At 68.4% G+C, this 19,260-nt stretch carries 17 protein-coding genes and 1 riboswitch; of the genes, 4 read left to right on the top strand and 13 right to left on the bottom strand.

The annotated features are described in order from the left end of the window. Positions 1-98: 98 nt before the first annotated feature. The 13 genes from ASD35_RS04545 to ASD35_RS04485 form a co-directional block, all read right to left on the bottom strand. Positions 99-2,237, bottom strand: a complete 2,139-nt coding sequence (locus ASD35_RS04545) for a TonB-dependent siderophore receptor (RefSeq protein WP_056873709.1) — start codon at positions 2,235-2,237, stop codon at positions 99-101. A 70-nt stretch (positions 2,238-2,307) separates the two neighbouring features. Continuing rightward, positions 2,308-2,413, bottom strand: a riboswitch (TPP riboswitch). A gap of 72 nt (positions 2,414-2,485) precedes the next feature. Then, positions 2,486-3,061, bottom strand: a complete 576-nt coding sequence (locus tag ASD35_RS04540; protein WP_056873708.1) for a hypothetical protein — start codon at positions 3,059-3,061, stop codon at positions 2,486-2,488. 197 nt (positions 3,062-3,258) lie between these two features. Continuing rightward, entirely contained in the window at positions 3,259-4,350 is a 1,092-nt protein-coding gene (locus ASD35_RS04535; protein WP_056873707.1) for an NAD(P)/FAD-dependent oxidoreductase, read from the bottom strand. A gap of 28 nt (positions 4,351-4,378) precedes the next feature. Continuing rightward, positions 4,379-4,702, bottom strand: coding sequence for a ferredoxin FdxA (gene fdxA / locus ASD35_RS04530; protein WP_056873706.1), 324 nt, complete (start codon positions 4,700-4,702; stop codon positions 4,379-4,381). Continuing rightward, the gene (cobA, locus tag ASD35_RS04525) at positions 4,699-5,451 is read right to left on the bottom strand and encodes a uroporphyrinogen-III C-methyltransferase (RefSeq protein ID WP_056873705.1); all 753 of its coding nucleotides are present in this window, start codon (positions 5,449-5,451) and stop codon (positions 4,699-4,701) included. The genes fdxA and cobA overlap by 4 nt, the downstream gene beginning before the upstream one ends. Then, a complete protein-coding gene (locus tag ASD35_RS04520) occupies positions 5,451-6,737 on the bottom strand; it encodes a sulfate adenylyltransferase subunit 1 (protein WP_056873704.1) in 1,287 nt (428 codons plus the stop codon). The genes cobA and ASD35_RS04520 overlap by 1 nt, the downstream gene beginning before the upstream one ends. Continuing rightward, complete coding sequence (gene cysD, locus ASD35_RS04515; protein WP_056873703.1) at positions 6,737-7,702, bottom strand: sulfate adenylyltransferase subunit CysD; 966 nt, start codon at positions 7,700-7,702, stop codon at positions 6,737-6,739. The genes ASD35_RS04520 and cysD overlap by 1 nt, the downstream gene beginning before the upstream one ends. Further along, on the bottom strand, positions 7,699-8,454 hold the full coding sequence (locus ASD35_RS04510; protein WP_056873702.1) for a phosphoadenylyl-sulfate reductase: 756 nt from the start codon (positions 8,452-8,454) through the stop codon (positions 7,699-7,701). The genes cysD and ASD35_RS04510 overlap by 4 nt, the downstream gene beginning before the upstream one ends. Continuing rightward, a complete protein-coding gene (locus tag ASD35_RS04505) occupies positions 8,451-8,945 on the bottom strand; it encodes a DUF934 domain-containing protein (protein WP_056873701.1) in 495 nt (164 codons plus the stop codon). The genes ASD35_RS04510 and ASD35_RS04505 overlap by 4 nt, the downstream gene beginning before the upstream one ends. 6 nt (positions 8,946-8,951) lie before the next feature. Beyond that, complete coding sequence (locus tag ASD35_RS04500) at positions 8,952-10,667, bottom strand: nitrite/sulfite reductase (protein WP_056873700.1); 1,716 nt, start codon at positions 10,665-10,667, stop codon at positions 8,952-8,954. A gap of 12 nt (positions 10,668-10,679) precedes the next feature. Continuing rightward, positions 10,680-11,666 (bottom strand): sulfite exporter TauE/SafE family protein, encoded by a 987-nt coding sequence (locus ASD35_RS04495; RefSeq protein WP_056873699.1) that lies wholly within the window; start codon positions 11,664-11,666, stop codon positions 10,680-10,682. Between the two features lie 83 nt (positions 11,667-11,749). After that, positions 11,750-12,673 carry a DNA-binding protein YbiB gene (gene ybiB, locus ASD35_RS04490; protein WP_056873698.1) on the bottom strand — a complete coding sequence of 308 codons (924 nt, stop codon included), beginning with the start codon at positions 12,671-12,673 and terminating at the stop codon, positions 11,750-11,752. A gap of 62 nt (positions 12,674-12,735) precedes the next feature. Then, the gene (locus ASD35_RS04485; RefSeq protein ID WP_056873697.1) at positions 12,736-13,284 is read right to left on the bottom strand and encodes an outer membrane beta-barrel protein; all 549 of its coding nucleotides are present in this window, start codon (positions 13,282-13,284) and stop codon (positions 12,736-12,738) included. Positions 13,285-13,782: 498 nt separating this feature from the next. On the opposite strand from ASD35_RS04485, the gene ASD35_RS04480 reads away from it, so the two are divergent. Genes ASD35_RS04480 through ASD35_RS04465 form a run of 4 tightly spaced genes read left to right on the top strand, consistent with a single transcriptional unit; the run spans position 13,783 to position 19,256 of the window. Further along, positions 13,783-16,611, top strand: a complete 2,829-nt coding sequence (locus tag ASD35_RS04480; RefSeq protein ID WP_056873696.1) for a pitrilysin family protein — start codon at positions 13,783-13,785, stop codon at positions 16,609-16,611. Between the two features lie 47 nt (positions 16,612-16,658). Next, positions 16,659-17,375 (top strand): MotA/TolQ/ExbB proton channel family protein, encoded by a 717-nt coding sequence (locus tag ASD35_RS04475; protein WP_157275374.1) that lies wholly within the window; start codon positions 16,659-16,661, stop codon positions 17,373-17,375. After that, positions 17,365-17,787: a biopolymer transporter ExbD gene (locus ASD35_RS04470; RefSeq protein ID WP_056873694.1), complete on the top strand. Its 423-nt coding sequence runs from the start codon at positions 17,365-17,367 to the stop codon at positions 17,785-17,787. Before ASD35_RS04475 ends, ASD35_RS04470 begins: the two co-directional genes overlap by 11 nt. Beyond that, positions 17,784-19,256: a hypothetical protein gene (locus ASD35_RS04465; RefSeq protein ID WP_056873693.1), complete on the top strand. Its 1,473-nt coding sequence runs from the start codon at positions 17,784-17,786 to the stop codon at positions 19,254-19,256. Before ASD35_RS04470 ends, ASD35_RS04465 begins: the two co-directional genes overlap by 4 nt. The last annotated feature ends 4 nt before the right edge of the window (positions 19,257-19,260 follow it).

Raw genomic sequence — 19,260 nt, 5'->3', positions numbered from 1 at the left:
GGGCTCGAACCAGGGACCTACGGATTAACAGTCCGGCGCTCTACCGACTGAGCTATCGAGGAACAGAGCCCGTGACTATAGCCTGTTTTTGGCGGCGCTCACAGGCGCACCTCGAGACTCGCGCGCAAAGTTCTCGGCGCAAGCGGGTAGAGGTAGCTGTGGTCGAACTGCCAGGGCGACTCGCGCCAGGCGCGGCGGTTGGTGAGGTTGTCCACGGCGGCGCGCCAGACCCAGGTCTGGTTGCCCACGCCTTGCGTGTAGCGCAGGCCGGCGTCGGCCACCGTCCAGGCGGGCACGGCGATGCTGTTGTCGAGCGTCGCAAAGCGGCGGCCTTCGTGTTGCACGCCGAACTGCGCCTGCAGGCCGGGCAGCAAGTCCTGGCGCAGGTGGAGGTTGAGGGTCGTCTCCGGCACGTTCGGCGGGCGCAGGCCGTTGATGCTGGCTTCGGTGCTGGCGTAGCGGCGCGCCTGCAGGCGCATGGCGCTAGCGAACAGGCCGCCACCGCTCCACTTCAGGTCGGCGCTGGCTTCGACGCCGCGGTGGCGGCTGAAGCCGTCGGCGCGGCGCTCGCAGCTGTCGCCGTCGCTGCATCCCGTGAAGCCGGGCTGGATGACGTCGCGCCATGCGGGGCGGTGGATGTCGAAGACGGTCAGCGAGCCTTCGACGCGCTGGGTGCCTGTTTTCACGCCGATCTCGGTCTGGCGGCTCTTCAGCGCGGGCAGAGCCTGGCCGCGGTTCATGAAGCGTGGGCGGTTGGGCGCGACCTCGCTTTCGATGCCCTGGCCCCAGCTGGCGTAGACCAGCCAGTCGCTGGCGATGGCGTGGCTGACGGCGATCCAGGGCGTGGTGACGCTTTGCGAGTAGTCGGTCGCGCGCGAGCCATCGGTGCGCACGCTTTCGCGGTGCAGGCGAGTTTGGCGCAGGCCCAGCCACACGCTGGTGTCCGCGCCCAACGCGACGCGGTCGCGCAGGTAGAGCTCGTTGCTGCGCTCGTCGCGGTTGGTGTTCTCGTCGGTCAGCTCGGGCGCCGCGGGCGTGACGGCGCTGCCGTCGACGTTGCCGGTGCCGGACCAGTTGTAGGCCTGGCGCTGGAAGCGGCTCTTGAACTTGCTGCTCAGGCCGCCGACGGTGACGTCGTGGCGCAGGCCGGCGAGCTGCACGGGGCCGCTGGCGGAGACATCCAGCGCCGTCGTGTCGCGGTGCTCGTTCTCGCTGCGGAAGTCCCAGCGGTCGTAGGTGCCATCGGGGCAGAAACGGTCGGCGTAGTAGGTCTCGCCATCGGCGGCGGTGCAGCCGAAGGCATAGGCGAGGCGGTCGTCGGTGCGCAGGCGCTGGATGCCCAGCGCCGCCTGGGCGCGCCAGTCGCCGCCGAGCTTGTGCTGCACGCGCAGCGAGGCGTGCGTGTTGTCGAAGACGACGGGCAGGCTCCAGGGCTGGTTGTTCAGGTTGAGCTTGGGGTCGACGTTCTTCGCATCGGGCAGCCGGTCGCCCAGCAGGCTGAAGCCTTGCTGGCTGGGCTGGCTCTGGCGGTTGAACTCGATCTCGGCTTCGACGAGGGTGTCGGGGCTGACGCGCCAGTCGGTGGCCAGCGCAGCCGTGTGGCTGCGACCCTTGCTGTCGCGCAACTGCGGGTCCAGGCGTGCGACGGCCAGGTTCACACGCAGGCCGAACTCACGGTTGGCGCCCAGGCGCTGCGAGTGGTCCACGCCGGCTTGCACGGTGCCGCTTTCGACGGCGCCCAGCACGAAGGCGGTGGCGTCCTCGGCCAGCGGCCGCTTGACGACGAAGTTGACGAGGCCGGCCGGCGAGCTGGTGCCGGCCTGCATGCCGGAGCTGCCCTTGAGCACCTCGATGCCGGCCTTGTTGACCAGCGACAGCGCCGTCTCGCCGCTGATGGGCAGGCCGTCGCGGCGCAGGTTGAAGCGGCCGTCCAGGTCGAAGCCGCGGATCTTGAGCTGCGACCAGTAGCCGACGGCGTTGTAGGCGTCGGAGATGGAGGCGTCGAGCTTGGTGATGCCGGAGAGCTGGCCGATGCCCAGGTCGTCCAGCCGTTCGGCGGACAGGCTCAGCGCCTGCATCGGCAACTTGGCCGGCGGCTCGTTGAAGCCGGACAGGCTTGGCACGGCCTCGGTGGCCTTGCCGGTCACGCTGACCTGGGGCAGGGACTGGGCGGCGGCGAGCTGGGCGGCGAGCAGCGCCGTGGCGGCTGCGACGAAAGAAAGAGAGAGTTTTGCCATCGGGATGCGAAGCGATGGCAGGTCGGCAAACGAGAACGCGGCGGCCCTTGGGAGACGGGAGGACAAGGGGCCTGCTGGTCGGCTGCTTCCCTGCGCGAGGATTACCTCAATCAGGTTCAAAGGGACTGTCTCAGTCGCGCCTTGCCGAAGCAGGCGCAACACCCCTAGCGAATACCGCCGTCAAGTACGCGACGGCGGCGCAGCCATTCTAAGGACTGACGACCGTTGCCGTACGAGGTTTGACCAGCCTAGCCGCGCGGCCGGCGGCGCGCAACGTTGCGAAGAACAAGCGCACTCACTCCGGTTGCCAGCAAAAGGGCGGAGTCCGGTTCGGGTACCGGCGCCAACTGGAAGCTCACCGAATACGGCGTAGCGACTTCAGAGGTGCCGAGACGCGTGAGGGTCATGCGGTACTCGTGACCATAGGGGAACGCAATCGAGGGGATATGCACCGCCCCCTGATAAGTGACGTCGACGGACAGTATGCTGCCGCCGGTTTGAACGTCGAAGAGTTGCAGCTTGACACCTGGTCCTGGATTGGGAGTCGCCGCACGTAGGTCTGCAGCAAACAAGCTTGCGCCCGGCCAGGATTCCCAGTGAAAGCGGATCGTGTCGCTGGCATCGCCAGGCCCGCCAACGCTGCCGTAGAACTGTCCGGCCAGGTCTGCTTCTGGGTTGCTGACCAGTTCATAGGACGACGGTGCCGAGGGATCATCGAAATCTTCCCAGCCCTCGAAGATGATTGGGTACGCGGGGGAGGTGGCGTTCGCGCACATCGAAATCACGACGAGGCAAGACGCCCCAAGCATCTGCAAAACCTTCATGTTGGAACTTCCTGTGTGTTGAGTACCGCCGGAAGTCTGGTCGCATCCTGTGTCGACCGTGTTGCATTTGCCCATCGACTTGGCCCCTAACCGTTGGGGCATTCTCCGCGCAAAAGATCAGTTAGAGCCTTTGCGCTCAGCGATTTCGAACAGGCACAGAGAAAGACGCCTCGGGCTGCCGTTGCGACGAAGCGGATTCAGTCGAAGACCGGCGACTCCACGCCCAGCACCTTGTGCAGCTTGGGGCTGGTGGTCGTGTACTGCAGGTGCACGCGCTTGTCCGGGAACACATACGGCGCGGCGCCGAACGCGGCCAGCGCGGCCTCGTGGAAGCCGCTGAGGATGAGCTTCTTCTTGCCCGGGTAGGTGTTCACGTCGCCGATGGCGAAGATGCCCGGCACGCTGGTCTCGAACTTCTCGGTGTCGACGACGATCTGCTTGCGCTCCAGCGCCAGGCCCCAGTCGGCGATGGGGCCGAGCTTAGGGGACAGGCCGAAGAAGGCCAGCACCTGGTCGCAGGGCACGATGCGTGTGATGCCGTCGTTGCCGGTGATCTTGAGGCCGGTCAGCTGGCCGTCGCGCTCGTCGATGCCGGTGGCCTGGCCGACGATGAACTGCATCTCCTGCGCGTCGCAGAGTTCCTTGAGCTTGGCCACGCTGGCCGGCGCCGCGCGGAAGCCGTCGCGGCGGTGCACGAGGATGACGCTCTCGGCCTTGTGCGGGTTGCTGTCGGCGTGGGCGGCGCAGAAGTTCAGTGCCCAGTCCAGCGCCGAGTCGCCGCCGCCGATGATGAGCAGGTTCTTGCCGGCGAACTGGTTGGGGCTCTTGACGCGGTAGTGGACCTGCGTGCCTTCGTACTTCTCGACGCCCTCGACCTTCAGCGTGCGCGGTTGGAAGCTGCCGACTCCACCGGCGACGAAGACGGTCTTGGCTAGGAGCCGCGTGCCCTTGCTGGTCTCGATGCGGAAGCGGCCATCGTCCTGCTTCTCGACGAGCGTCACTTCCTGGCCCAGGTGAAAGGTCGCGCCGAACGGCTCGATCTGCTTGAGCAGGTTGTCGGTCAGCTCCTTGCCGGTGCACACGGGCACGGCCGGGATGTCGTAGATGGGCTTGTCGGGATAGAGCTCGATGCACTGGCCACCGGGGTAGGCCAGGCTGTCGATGATGTGGGCCTTGATCTCCAGCAAGCCCAGCTCGAAGACCTGGAACAGGCCGACCGGGCCGGCGCCGACGATGACGGCGTCGGTTTCGATGGCGTCAGCGGGGTGGTTCAGTGCTTGTGCTTGCATGGGCAACGCCGGTGCGTGCCGGCCGGGTTCAGCGGATCAGTTCGGGCAGCTTGCCCGTCTTGTCCTTCCACTCCTCGGCGTCGGGCAGGGCGGGCTTGCGCTTGGTGATACTGGGCCAGGACTTGGCCAGATCCGCATTGATCTTGATCATGTGGATCTGATCCCCGGGCACGTCCTCCTCCGGCAGGATGGCGTTGACCGGGCATTCGGGGATGCAGACCGCGCAGTCGATGCACTCATCGGGGTCGATGGTGAGGAAGTTCGGGCCTTCGCGGAAGCAATCGACCGGGCAGACGTCGACGCAGTCGGTGTATTTGCAGCGGATGCAGGCTTCGGTGACGACGTGGGTCATGAGCGGCTCTGAGAAGTAAGGGGCGCCTGTTCGGGCGAAACGATGATTTTATTGGAGGCCGGCAAGGCGCCCGTGCCGACGATGAGAACGGCCGGCCGACCACCATGCAGTGGCGCTGCATCGGCGAGGTCGGCCAGCGCGTGTTCGCTGCTCAGCGCGTCGGCACAACCGGCGCGGCTGACGACGAGTGCCGGCGTGTCCGGCGCCCAGCCGCAGGCCAGCAATTGCGGGGCCAGCGTGGCGAGCTGGCGGCCCGCCATGTAGAAGACTTCGGTGTCGGCAGAGCGGGCGGCGCGCAGCTCGCCGTCGGCCGTCATGGCGGTGGTGAGGCTGACGTTGCGGCCGCGGCCGCGCCGGGTCAGCGGGCGTTGGGTTTGCGCGGCCGCCGCCGAAGCCGCCGTGACGCCGGGGATGACTTCGCTGGCGATGCCGGCTGCGGCCAGTGCCTGCAGTTCTTCTTCCAGGCGGCCGAAGACGCTGGCGTCGCCGCCCTTCAAGCGCACGACGACGGCGTGCTGCCGCGCCGCCTGGACGAGCATTGCGTTGATCTCGGCCTGCTTGGCCGAATGCTCGAAGCCGCGCTTGCCGACGTAGGTCCAGCGGGCCTGCGGGGCCAGGTCTTGCAGGGCCGGATCGGCCAGCGCATCGGCCAGCACGATGTCGGCCTTGGCCAGCGCGCGAGCGCCACGCAGCGTGATCAGGTCAGCGGCGCCTGGGCCGGCGCTGACGAAGATCACACGGCCGTGCATTACCAGGCCTCTTCCGTGGCAGCCGGCTGCGCGTCCACCAGCAGCGCGCCGCTGGTGCGGTGGCTGGCGGGGTCGACGACGATCAGCGCGCCGCCGACGCGGTTGTCCGCGAAGGGCTCGACGGGCAACTCGTGCTGCACCTCCATCTGCACGCGGCCGATGGCGTTGACGGGGAGCTCGTGCGCGTCCTGCGGCATCAGCGTGTTGATGTCCAGCACCGAGTCGATGGCCGAGATGCGCGCCTGCACCCAGCGGTTGCCGTGGCGCACCCAGTACTTGCGGCCGGGCTTGGCGGCTTCGGTGTCCAGCCAGGCGAGCGTCGCCGAAAAGTTCTTGGTGACCGCGGCGCTGCCGGGCGTCACGATCCAGTCGCCACGGCTGACGTCGAGCTGGCGGTCGAGCACCAGGCCGGCGGAGTCGCCGGCTTCGGCGCTGTGGACGGTCTCGCCGGCCAGGCGCACTTCGGCGACGACGGCGGTCTGCCTGGAGGGCAGCACCTCGATGGTGTCGCCCGCCTTCACCGCGCCGTGGGCGATGCGGCCCCACAGCACGCGCGGCTGGAAGCCGGTGCCTGCGGACTGGTAGGCGTCCTTCTGCACGTATTGCACCGGCAGAGACAGCGGCGCGTCGGCGCGCTCGCTCAGCGTGGGCAGGCGCTCCAGCACCTGCAGCAGGGACTCGCCGTTCCACCAGGGCGCGTCCAGCGGCTGCGTGACGTTGTCGCCGCGCAGCGCACTGACCGGCACGGTGGCCTCGACGTTGAGGCCCGCGGCGGCGGCGAACTTGTCCAGCGCGGCCTTGACCTTGGCGAAGCCGGCGCCGGGGTCGTCCAGCGCGTCGATCTTGTTGATCGCGAACACGATGCTGGGCACGCGCAGCAGCTGCGCCAGCAGCGAGTGGCGGCGCGTCTGCGGCAGCAGCACGACCTCGTCCTGCGTGAGGTCCAGCTTGGTGATGTCCACCAGCACGACGGCGGCGTCGCTGCCGGCCGCGGCTGTGACCATGTTGCGCGTGTACTGCTCATGGCCGGGGGCATCGGCAATGATGAACTTGCGCGTCTTGGTGGCGAAGTAGCGGTAGGCCACGTCGATGGTGATGCCCTGCTCGCGTTCGGCCTCCAGGCCGTCGGTCAGCAGGCTCAGGTCGATGGGGCGGCCGGCGGCGCGGCGCTCCAGCGTGTCGAGCTGGTCCGCGAGGATGGCCTGGCCGTCGAACAGCAGGCGGCCGATCAGCGTGCTCTTGCCGTCATCGACGGACCCGGCCGTCAGGAATCGCAAAGCCTTCATCAGAAGTAGCCCTCTTTCTTGCGCTTCTCCATGGAAGCTTCACTGGTGCGGTCGTCCATGCGCGTGGCGCCGCGCTCGCTCACCGTCACGGTCAGCGTCTCGGCCACGACCTCGCTCGCGTTGGCGGCGGGGCTCTCGACCGGGCAGGTGCAGGTCATGTCGCCCACGGTGCGGAAACGCACCTGCGCCGTCTCGACGGTCTCGCCCGGCTCGGGCGGCGTCACGTCGGTCAGCGGCACCAGCAGGCCCTTGCGGCGGATGACCTGGCGTTGGTGCGCGAAGTACATCTGCGGCAGCGGGATGTTCTCGCGGGCGATGTAGAGCCACACGTCCAGCTCGGTCCAGTTGCTGATCGGGAAGCAGCGGAAGTGCTCGCCCGGGCGGATGCGCGTGTTGAACAGCGTCCACAGCTCGGGGCGCTGCTCTTTGGGCTGCCATTGGCCGAAGGAATCCCGGTGGCTGAAGATGCGCTCCTTGGCGCGCGCCTTCTCCTCGTCGCGGCGGGCGCCACCGATCAGGCAGTCGAACTTGTGCTCTTCGATGGTTTCCAGCAGCGTCACCGTCTGGTGGCCGTTGCGGCTTTCCAGCGGGTGGGCGAGGCGGATGGTGCCGCGGGCCATGCTGTCTTCCAGATGGCCGACGATCAGGCGTTCGCCCATGTCGGCCACGCGCTGGTCACGGAAGGTGATGACCTCGGGGAAGTTGTGGCCCGTGTCGATATGCACCAGCGGGAAGGGTAGGCTGCCGGAATAACCGCTCGGGTGAGCGGCATTCTTCATCTTGAAGGCTTTCTCGGCCAGGCGCAGCACCACGCAGCTGTCCTTGCCGCCGGAGAAGAGCAGGGCGGGGCGCTCGAAGCTGGCCGCGACCTCGCGCAGGATGAAGATGGCTTCTTCTTCCAGCGCATCCAGGTGCGCATGGTCGACGTCGGCGATGAGTTGTTCGGGTTTCACAGCGGCGTTCATGATTTGGCGTGCAGTCCGCACTCTTTCGTGGAGTCCTCCCACCACCAGCGCCCGGCGCGGAAGTCCTCGCCGACGGCAATCGCCCGGGTGCACGGCGCGCAGCCGATGCTGGGCATGAACTGGTCATGCAGTGGGTTGTAGGGGACGTCGTATTTGTCGACATAGGCCCAGACCTCGGCCCAGGTCCAGTCGGCGATGGGGCTGATCTTGCGGCGGCCGTTGCCGTCGTCTTCATCGAAGGCCACGTCGCCGCGTGCGCCGCTCTGCTCCCGGCGCAGGCCGGTAATCCAGGCCGAACGGCCCTTCAGCATGCGGCCCAGCGGCTCCATCTTGCGGATGCCGCAGCAGGCCTTGCGCAGCTCGATGCTCTTGTACATCGCGTCGTCGCCCTCCTTGCGGACGAACTGGATGACGGCGTCGGCCACCGGCTTGAAGACGTCGACCGTGCGCCCGTAGCGCTCCTGGATGCGCGGCAGCAGCGCCAGCGTCTCGGGGTGCAGCTTGCCGGTGTCCAGCGTCGAGATGGCGATGGGCAGCTGCGTGCGGGCGATCAGGTCGGTGATGACCATGTCTTCCACGCCCAGGCTGCTGCTCTGCACCAGGCCGTCGCCATGCTCGATGCTGGCGTCGGTCAGGCGCTGCAAGGCGGCAGCGATCTTGGCGTCGAGCGTGGGCGTCCACTTGGCGTAGAGACCGATGGCATTGCCTGCCGCAGGCGCGGCGGCCCAGGGAAGGCTGCTGACTTCGCTCATGCCGCGGTCCTCAGGAACCAAGGCCGCGTCTCGCTGACGTCGCCCTGGTAGAAGCCGACCGGCGCGAAGAGATCCAGCGCCTTCTGCGCGAACGCAGGGTTCTGGTCGCCGCGCAGGATGACTTCATCGAAGCCGGTGCGGGCCAGCAGCTGCATCATGTCGACAAGCACCTCGCCGCGCGCGCGGATGGCGCCCTTGAACTTGTGGCGGCTGCGCAGGATGTGGGCCTGGCTGTAGGCGCGGCCGTCGGTCCACTTCGGGAACTCGAGCACGACCAGGGCGATGCGGTGCAGGTCCGGCGCCAGCTCGTTGATGTCGCGGTCGTTAGGGAACTCGATCGCGACCTTGACGTCGTGCGGCCAGTGGTCCTTCACGGCATGCCATTGCTCCAGCGTGAGCAGGCGGTTGGGCGCCGGATCGGGATCGGGCTTGGGGCCGTCTTCGCCGACGGCGTGCTTCCAGGCGCAGGTGGTGGCGTTGATGAACTTCATATCGAATCAGGCCTTCGCGGTCGAGACGCGAACGGCATTCGCGGCGGTCTTGAACGGATCGAGCCCCAGGCGCTTCACCGCGTCGATGAAGTGCTCGCCGGCCAGGCGCTCGCGCTTGAAGGTGTCGATGACGGCGTCGATCGCGTCGGCGATCTCATCGGCCGCGAAGCTCGGGCCGATGACCTTGCCGGCCACGGTGCCGCCGGCCAGCTGGGTGCCGTCGCCGCCGCCCAGCGTCAGCTGGTACCACTCGGTGCCGTCCTTGTCGACGCCCAGGATGCCGATGTGGCCGCTGTGGTGGTGGCCGCAGCTGTTGATGCAGCCGCTGATGTGCAGGTCGATCTCACCGAGGTCTTCGAGCTCGTCCTGGTCCTGGTAGCGCTCGGCGATCTCGGCGGCCAGTGGCAGCGAGCGGGCGTTGGCCAGCGCGCAGTAGTCGCCGCCGGGGCAGGCGATCTGGTCGGTCAGCAGGCCGGCGTTGGGTGTCGCGAAGCCGGCGGCGCGCGCGGCCTGGAACAGCTCGGGCAGGTCCGCGGCCTTGACCCAGGGCAGCACGAGGTTCTGGCGGTGCGTGACGCGCAGCTCGCCGTGGCTGAACTGGTCGGCCAGCGCGGCGGCGGTGTCCATCACGTCGGCCGAGGTGTCGCCCGGTGGGATGCCGACGCGCTTGAGGCTCAGCGTGACGGCGCGGTAGCCAGCCACGCGATGGCCGTGCACGTTGCGCTGCAGCCAGCGTGCGAAGGCGGGGTCGCTGGTGTCGAGCGTGGGCTCGGCCGTCGGGACGACGGCGACCGGGTCCACGAAGCAGGCAGCCACGCGGTCCAGTTCGGCCTGCGGAATGATGTGCTCGTGGCCGCCGGTGTCGTCGGCCAGGATGCGGGCGAACTCGGCGTTGACGGCGTCGAAGAACTTTTGGCCTTCGGCCTTGACGAGGATCTTGATGCGCGCCTTGTAGAGGTTGTCGCGCCGGCCGGCCAGGTTGTAGCAGCGCACGATGGCCTCGATGTAGACGAGGATCTGCTGCCAGGGCACGAAGGCGTTGATCTCCACGCCCGGGATGGGCGTGCGGCCCATGCCGCCGCCGACGAAGACCTGGAAGCCGACCTCGCCGGCCGCGTTCTTCTTCAGCTGCAGGCCGATGTCATGCCAGCCGATGGCCGCGCGGTCCTCGGCGGCGCCGGAGACGGCGATCTTGAACTTGCGCGGCAGGTGGGCGAACTCGGGGTGCAGCGTGCTCCACTGGCGCAGGATCTCGCAGTAGGGGCGGGCGTCGACGATCTCGTCCGGCGCGATGCCCACGAAGGCGTCGCTGGTGATGTTGCGGATGCAGTTGCCGCTGGTCTGGATGCCGTGCATGTCGACCTCGGCCAGCAGCTCCATCACCTCGGCGCTCCGGTCGAGCGGGATCCAGTTGTATTGCAGGTTCTGGCGCGTCGTGAAGTGGCCGTAGCCGCCCTGGCCCTTGAAGGGGCCGTCCTGCACCACGTCGTACTCGCGGGCGATGCGGGCCAGCTGGCGCAGCTGGCGCGTGGACAGCTCGCCATAGGGCACGGCCACGCGCAGCATGGGCGCATGGCGCTGGATGTACCAGCCGTTTTGCAGCCGCAGCGCGCGGAACTCGTCGGTGCCGAGCGTGCCGGCGAGGTGGCGTTCGAGCTGGTCGCGGTACTGCGCAGCGCGGGCGTGGACGAAGCGGCGGTCGAAGTCGGTGTACTGATACATAGGTTCAGGAGATCACGCCAGGGAACGGTAGATGTTGAAGGCGCTGACAAGGACGATGGTCGTTCCCACCAATGCCAGCAGGGCCTTGGTGTGCAGGCGCTTGGTCAGCAGCGCGGCGATCGGGGCAGCGAACAGGCCGCCCAGCACCAGGCCGGCGACGGTGGTCCAGGGGCTTTGATCGCCCACCAGCAGCGCGAACACGCCGGCACTGATGAAGGTCAGGAAGAATTCGGCCAGATTGACCGAGCCGATGGTGGTGCGCGGGTCGTTGCCGGTCCCGACCAGCGTGGTTGTGACGATCGGGCCCCAGCCACCGCCGCCGACGGCGTCGACGAAGCCGCCGAACAGGCCCAGCTTGGCGACATGACGGGGCTCGCCACCGCGCGGCTTGATCTTGCGGAAGATCTTGCTGATGACGTACAGGCCCATCAACAGAAGATAGGCGGAGATGAAGGGCTTGATGGCTTTGCCGTCGATGCTGGACAGCACCCACGCGCCGGTGCAGGCGCCCAGCATGCCGGGCACCAGCAGCCGTGTGAACAGCTTGCGGTCGACGTTGCCGAGCTTGAGATGCGCGATGCCCGAGACGCCGGTGGTGAACACCTCGGCGATGTGCACCGAGGCGCTCGCCACCACCGGGCTGCTGCCGGTGGCCATCAGGAAGGACGTGCTGGTGATGCCGTAGGCCATGCCGAGGGCGCCGTCCACGGTCTGCGCCAGCAGGCCGACCACCACGGCGGCCCAGAACTCGTGGCTGGCCACCGCGGCCCCGATCAGCTGGAAGCCGCTGGTGTGACCGGCCGGCTGGCTGAACAGTCGCGACGCCAGGGCGATGGACAAGGCCATCAGCAGCCCGACGACGGACCACATCGCCACGCGCAGCACCGGGTGGCCCGGGTCGCCGGCATGCGTGACGGCGTTTTCCAGGGGCGGCAGGCCGAGCTGGGCGTGCTCGGCGTTGACGGGGCTGTAGCTGAGGTCGAGGTCGCGGACTTTCATTGAGGGCGCGACTCTAGGGAATGTTGCAGCGCGGCAGAACTATTTAATTCTTGGGGCCATATGCCCAAGCTGAATAAGCAACTTCAGTTTGTGGCGAGCAACTTCAACACGGCGACCTGCTCGGCAACGCGTGGTGGCACCGTCTCAGTGCCGGCCAGCATGGCGCGGATCAGTGCCGCGTTCTCCGCCGGCGCGCAGGCGGGCGACAGCGGCCAGTCCAGGTCGGTCGTGTCCGGCGCATGCAGCGGTGCCGCCGCGCCGTCCTGGAAGCCGATCAAATGGGCCTTGCGGCGCAGGTGGGCGTAGGCCTCACCCTCGCTGGCGCGCATCAGCAATGCCCGGCCACCGCCCGCCGTCAGGCCGGGCAAGGCCGCCGCCATGCTGTCCAGGTACTCCGGGTGCGTCACGGCGACGACGCGCACGGCGCGGCCGGCGGGGAAGGGGTCGAGCAGCTTGGCCAGGCTGTGCGAGCTGTTGCGCACGCCCAGGCGCGGGCGCAAGGCCATCAAACTGTTCAAGCCTGGGTTCAGCGTTTGCAAAGGCAGGACGGCCAGCCGCTCAACCGCCAGGCGCCGTTCGGCGTCGGCAAGCGTGGCGCTCTGCGGCAGGCCCAGCGCGTCGAGCAGCTCGAAAGGGCTGTGCCGGCTGTCGAAGTCATGCCGGCCGAAGACCAGCACCGGCACGCCCTCGCGGGCCAGCAGCAGCGCCACCAGCGGCATCAGGTTGGCTTGCTTGCGCGCGCCGTTGAAGCTGGGCAGGAGCACGGTGCGCGGGCCTGCGGGGGCCTGCATGGCGGCCGTGCGGGCGCCCATCGCGGCCAGGAAGCCGGCAACCTCGTCGGCGCTTTCGCCCTTCACGCGCAGCGCGATCAGCATCGCGCCCAGCTCCATGTCGGGCACCTGGCCGTCCAGCATGGCGCCGAACAGGGCTTGCGCCTGCTCGCGCGGCAGGTCGCGCGCGCCGCGGGCGCCACGGCCCATTTCCTTGATCAGTGCTGCGTAGTCCATGGCGCCAGTGTAGGAACGACAAGGGCCGCACGCGGCGGCCCTTGGATGCGGCTCGAAGCCGATTAGAAGGCGAAGGTCGCGCCCAGCGAGATCAGGCGCAGCGTGCCCTTTTCACCGGCGAACTCGGCCTGGGTCGAGTCGACGCCCAGCTCGAACTTGACGGTCTTGCTGATCGCGTAGGTCACGCCCACGCCGGCATAGACCTTGGCCTTGCTCTCGGAGTCCGAGCCGCTCAGCGCGCCGACGGTGGCGCTCGCCTTGGTCTTCACCTGCGCGACGCCCAGGCGCACGTTCACGCCCCAGTCGCTGCCCAGCGGCAGCGCGAATGCGCCGCCCAGCGTGATGGCAGTGGGCTTGACGGTCAGACCCACGGTGCCGTCCGCAGCGCGGAACTTGCCGAAGCCGATGTAGCCGGCTTCCAGGCTGAAGCCATTGCCGAACTCGTAGCCGCCGACCAGCTTGACGCCGGTGCCGCTGGTGTCGCAGGACGTGGCGCCCGTGCAGTCCATGCCAAGGTGCGTCGCGCCGCCGGCGACGGTGCCATAGACCTGCGCCTGGGCGGAGGCGGCGCCGATCAGCGCGGCCAGGACGATTGCGTGCTTCTTCATCATGAGAAATCTCCCTCGTTTCATCGTTGTGGCGCGGGTCCATCGGCCCGCGCTCGGTATGCCTTTCAAAGGCGGGCGCGATGCTAACGGTGGCGCACGAGCGGGCGCTGAGCCGCTGTCGCGGCGATGCGACGGCATCCGCAGGCGCCGGCCTCAAGTGATTGGTTTGACCTATTCCGGGAATATTTACCCCAAGGGTGCCTCCCTATCCCTAGATTTGGGGCTTCTTTTGATAATTGGTCTTACCAAAAAAAGAGGGCTGGGCCGGAACAATCGCGACGCGCCATGCCGCCAAGCCCGCAGACGACGGGCCGCTCTCTTCATTCGTGGTCCCGGCAACGGCGCTGGTGACCCACCACCTTTCGCTGGGTGACCGCGCGGCTCTCCGATGGCCCGCAACCCCGGCTCTTTGACCCTTGCGCATGCCCCTCGCTCTGCCTTTTCAGCGACTTTCGTCGCACGCCCCGTCCGCCCTGCGCGCCACCGCTGGCGGTTGCTCTCGTGCTGGGCGGCGGCCTGGCCCTGACGCCGCCTGCCCGCGCCGAAACGCCGGCCGCCGCCGCCGCATCGCCCGCCTGGGGCCATGAACTGGTCCAGCGCGCACCCGACCCCGCCGTGCGCTTCGGCCGCCTGCCCAACGGCCTGCGCTACGCGCTGCAGCACAACGAAACGCCCAAGGACGGGGTCGCGATGCGCATGCGCATCGGCGCGGGCTCACTGCAGGAGCGCGACGGGGAGCAGGGCCTGGCCCACTTCCTGGAGCACATGGCCTTTCGCGGCAGCGCCAAGGTGGCCGACGGCGAGGTCGTGCACATGCTGCAGCGCCTGGGCCTGAGCTTCGGTGCGGACACCAACGCCTTCACCGATTTCGACCAGACCGTCTACCACTTCAATTTCCCCAAGGCCGACGCCGCGGCGCTGGACACCGGCCTGATGCTGTTCCGCGAGATCGGCGAGCACCTGAAGCTGGACGCCGAGCTGATCGAGCAGGAGAAGGGCGTCGTGCTGTCCGAGGAGCGCACCCGCGACGTGCCCGGCATGCGTGCCTTCATCGCCGAGCAGGCGCTGACGCTGGCCGGCACCCGCGTGGCCCGGCGCCTGCCCATCGGCCGCATCGACACCGTCCAGGCCGCCACGGCCGAGAAGCTGCGCCGCTACTACCAGGCCAACTACCGGCCCGACAACGCCACGCTGATCGTCGTCGGCAACATCGACGTCGACGCGGTGGAGAAGCAGATCCGCGAGCGCTTCGCCGACTGGAAGCCGGCGGGCAAGCGGGATGCGCTGGACCTGGGCGCCCCCAAGCCGACGGCGGCCGCGGCCGAGTTCATCGCCGATGGCGCGCCGGACAAGCTCTCGTTGACCTGGCCGACGCCGCCCGACATGCGCCCGCCGACCCTGGCCGTCGGTCGCGACGTGCTGGTGCAGCAACTGGCGGCCGGCGTGCTCAACCTGCGCCTGGCGGATCGGGCCCTCAAGCCGGGCAGCCCCTTCCTCGGCGCCTTCGGCATGAGGCTGCCGCGCCTCTACAACGTGACGGGCCAGGCCCAGCTCAACGTGATGGCGCCGCCCGAGAAATGGGCCGAGGCGCTGGACGCGGCCACCACCGAGCTGCGCCAGCTGCAGGCTCAGGGCGTGCAGCCGGCCGACCTGGCGCGCCTGCTGCCGCTGATCCGCAGCTCCATGCAGGCCATGGTGGCCCAGGCCCCCACGCGCCAGAGCGCGGCCATCGCCGACATGCTGGTCATGAACGCCCACTACGGGGGCGTCTACCAGAGCGCCGAGCAAGGCTTGGCCGAGGGGGAACCGATGCTGGCGTCCGTCAAGCCCGAGGAACTGACCGCCGTGCTGCGCCGTGACTTCGGCGGCCAGCCGCTCATCTTCCGCAGCGCCAAGGCCGGCGCGGCCGGTGTGCCGGCGCTGTCGGCCCAACTGGCCCAAAGCCTGGCCAAGCCCTTGCAGGCCCAGGCCGCGCCCACGGCGGTGACCTGGCCCTACGCCGACTTCGGCACGCCCAGCGCCATCGTCGGCAAGACGACCGATGCCGAGCTGGGCAGCACCACGCTGGCCTTCGCCAACGGCACGCGCCTGGTCATCAAGCCCACGGCGCAGGAGAAGGACAAGGTCATCGTGCAGGTCCTGCTGGGCCAGGGCATGGCCGGCCTCAAGCCCGAGCAGGTGTCGGCAACCTGGACCTTGAACATGTTCCCGCTGGGCGGCACCGGCAAGCTCTCGCTGGGCGAGGTGGCGCAGTGGCAGCAGGCCAGCGGCGTGCTGGCCGGCCTGAATCTGCAACTGGACAGCCGGCGCATCCTGCTGGTGGGCGACACCCGGCCCGCCGACCTCAAGCCCCAGCTGCAACTGCTGGCTGCCTTCGTGCGCGATCCCGGCTTCCGCCCCGAGATGGGCGAGAAGCTGGCCGGCGTGGCGCCGATGATGGCCAACCAGTTCGAGACGCTCCCCGGCATCGTCTATGGCCGCGAGCTGTCCAAGGTGATGAACAACGGCGAGCCGCGGCTGGGCGGCGTTCCCACGGCGGCCGAACTGCTGGCGGCCAAGGCCGACGACGCCGCGGCCATCCTGCGCCCAGCATTCGCCGGCGCGGCCGACGTGGTGGTGATTGGTGACGTGAGCGAGGAGGCGGCCATCGCCGCCGTGCAGGCCACCTTCGGCGCAGGGCCGGCGCTCCCGCGCTTGCCTGCGGTGCCGCTCAAGGCCACGCCGCCGGCCGATGGCGGTGCGCCGAACGTCGCGCTGCACAAGGGGCGTGCCGACCAGGCCCTGCTGGGCTGGCATTGGCCCATGCCCGACCAGTGGGCCGACGTGGCGCTGTCCAACACAGGTCGCGTGGCGGCGACGCTGCTGCAGACGCGGCTGGTCGACATCGTGCGCGAGAAGCTGGGCATGACCTACTCGCCGCGCGCCAGCGGCGGCGGCAGCCTGGACGTGGCCGGCCAAGGCCGTTTCAGCGCCGAGCTCGAGACGCCGCCGGCGAAGTTCGACGCCTTCCGCGAAGTGCTGCAGGCTCAACTCAAGGCCCTGGCCGCAGAGCCGGTCAGCGCCGACGAACTGCAGCGCGCCAAGCAGCCCATGGTCGAGCAAAGCCGCAAGGCGCCCGAGCACAACGGCCACTGGGGCTATTGGCTGCAGCGCATACTCATCGAGCCGCGCATGAAGGCCATGATGCAGGGCGAGACGACCAACCTCGAGGCCGTGACGGCCGAGCAGGTGCAGGCCTTCTTCCGTGACCGCATCGCCGGCCGCCAGCCCATCGAGGTGGTGGCACGGGCCGCCGATGCCGGTGGACAAGCCGGCACGCCGGCCAAGTGAGTGCCGCCCAAGCATCGTCGCAATCGACCCACAGCAGGATGACCCGCATGAAACGCATCGCCGCCGCCCTTCTGGCGGCAAGCCTCCCCGGCCTCGCCTCGGCAGCCGAGATCAACCTGGTCGATCAGCTCGCCGAGGGCGGCGCTGCGGTGCTGGTCACGCTCGGCCTGTCCATCCTGTTCCTCGCAGTGACCATCGAGCGCTTCCTGCACCTGCGCGCCCGTGCCGTGGTGCCGTCCGGCTTGGTGGCGCGCATCGAGCCACTGTGGACGGCGCATCGCTTCGCGGAGATCGACAAGCTGCTGGCTGAAGACGGCAGCACACTGGCGCGCGTGGTCGCATGGCTAGTGGCGCACCGCCATCAGCCCTATGAGGTCGTCAGCAGCGCCGCGGGCGACATGGCGTCGATGGAACTGCGCCAGCACCAGCAGAAGGCCTATGCGCTGGCCATCGTCGCCACCGTCGCGCCTATCGTCGGCCTGCTCGGTACGGTGGTGGGCATGATCGAGGCCTTCCATGTGATCGCCTACGCCGAGGGCATGGGCAACCCGGCGCTGCTGGCGGGCGGCATCTCGAAGGCGCTGGTCAACACCGCCGCCGGTTTGACGGTGGCCTTGCCGGCCTTGGGCATGCACCACTATTTCAAGCATTGCCTGGCGACGCTCGGCTTGGCGCTTGAAAGGGAGATCAACGCGCTGATCAACCAGCGTTTTCTGCCTCAGCCGGAAGCGCCTGCCCTGCGGATGGTGCAGCATGCGCATTGACCTGGGCGAGGACGAGCAGCCGGAGATCGGCCTGATCGCGCTGATCGACTGCATCTTCTTCCTGCTGATGTTCTTCATGGTGGCGACCTCGTTCAAGCAGCAGGCCGGGGAGAAGCCGCAGAAGGAATTGCCGGTCACCTTGCCCGCTGCGCAGATGAGCCTGGACCGCGTGGGCGCCGGCGCACCGCCGCTGACGATCGGCGTCGACAAGCAGGGCAAGTTGTATGTCGACGGCAGCAAGGTCTCGGTGCAGGGCCTGCATGACCGCCTCAAGCAGGAGGCCGCCAGCAACCCCGGCCGCCCGATCCGCATCGATGGCGATGAGATGGCGCGTTACCAGTCCATCGTGCACGTGCTGGATCTGTGCCAGTTCGAGGGCTTCACCAAGATCTCGATGCACACCCGGCAATGAGCCTGCCAGCACAACGCTCCCCGCTGCTGTTGCTGTTCACCGCAGCGGCCACACAGATCGGGCGCCGGCCCTACCTGTCGATGTCCGTGCTCGTCCACGCCGCGGTGCTGGTACTCCTGTACGGCTTCGGCAGTTATGAGCAGGACTCGCGCCAGCGGGCGGCCGAGGAGATGGAGGTTGCATCCAGCTTGCGTGCGACCGGCGCGGTCAGCACGGCCAAGCGCCTGCAGGATCTGCAGACCATCAAGCAGCTGATGGAGAAATCCGCGGATATGGAGCTCGAGCCGGGCCCGGCCATGGCGACCCCGCAGACGCCGCAGGAGATGGTGGAGCAGGCGCGTGAACTGTCCAAGGCCATCGACGCGCTCGACAAGGAGATCAAAGCCGACGAATTGGCGCAACTGACCGGTGTGCCCAAGCCGCCGCCAGCGACCGAGCCGCCACCGGTTGCCGCGCCCCAGGCGCCTGAACCCAACGAGGGCGGCATGCCGGCCAAACCCATGCAGGACGTTGGGGCGAAGGCGAGCGAGGCGCAAGCCGCCGCAGGCAAGGCGGACGGCAGTGCGCAGGTGTCCATCACCCAGGATATGGCGGACAGCGAAGTCGCCGCGCTCGAAGCCAAGGCGCGGGCCACGCTGGCCAAGCGCCAGCAACGCCTGGAAGCCAAGGCGAACGGCGTGCCGGTCGAAGGCAAGAATGCAGGCGCAGGCGAAAGCGGCGAAGGCGCGGCCGGCAAGCCGGCAGCACGGCCCGGCAAGGAACGCGGCACGGACGCTTCAGTGCAAGCCGAGATCGCCGACTTCATCGGCGGCGATGAGCGCAAGGACAAGGCGATGCGATCGAGGTCCTACGCCGGCGGGAGCACCCAGATCTTCGACCGCGGTCAGGGCCAGATCCCGCCGGTCGATGCCGGCAGCCTGGTGCGCGGACACGGGCGCATGCTCGGCGCGGGCGGGGAGTACGCCAACCGTGTCTACCTGAACAGCTGGTATGTGATCGGACCGTTTGCCGGCCGGCACGCGGCCGGCATGTTCGACAACCCCGCCTACCCGCCCGAGAAGGCGGTGCTGCTGGACGCCGTGTACTACGGCAAGGACAAGCGTCTGCTCAAGTGGCGCTACGTGACGGAGCCACGCTATCCGTTCGAGCCGCCCGATCAGGTCGAGGATTCGGTCTATTACGGCTACACCGAGGTCTTCGTCGACGAGGCCTGCGACTTGACGGCGTGGATCGGCGCCGACGATGACGTCCAGGTCTACCTGAACGACCGCATGGTGTGGAAGGGTGGCAATGTCAACAAGGCGACGTACTTCGACGCCATCTTCAACCGGGACGCGGGCTACCTGCGCGACTACAACCGCACCGAGGGCAAGCGTGTGCTGCACTTCAACAAAGGCCGCAACAAGCTCTTCTTCAAGCTGTCCAACGGCCCCAACCGCGCGTTCCTGTCGATGGTGTTGACGCGCTAAGCCG

It is taken from the genome of Pelomonas sp. Root1444 (genome assembly GCF_001426885.1).
Classification (GTDB): Bacteria; Pseudomonadota; Gammaproteobacteria; order Burkholderiales; family Burkholderiaceae_C; genus Pelomonas.
The sequence above is the reverse complement of the archived record's forward strand: the minus strand, read 5'-3'. Positions and strand labels throughout refer to the sequence as shown.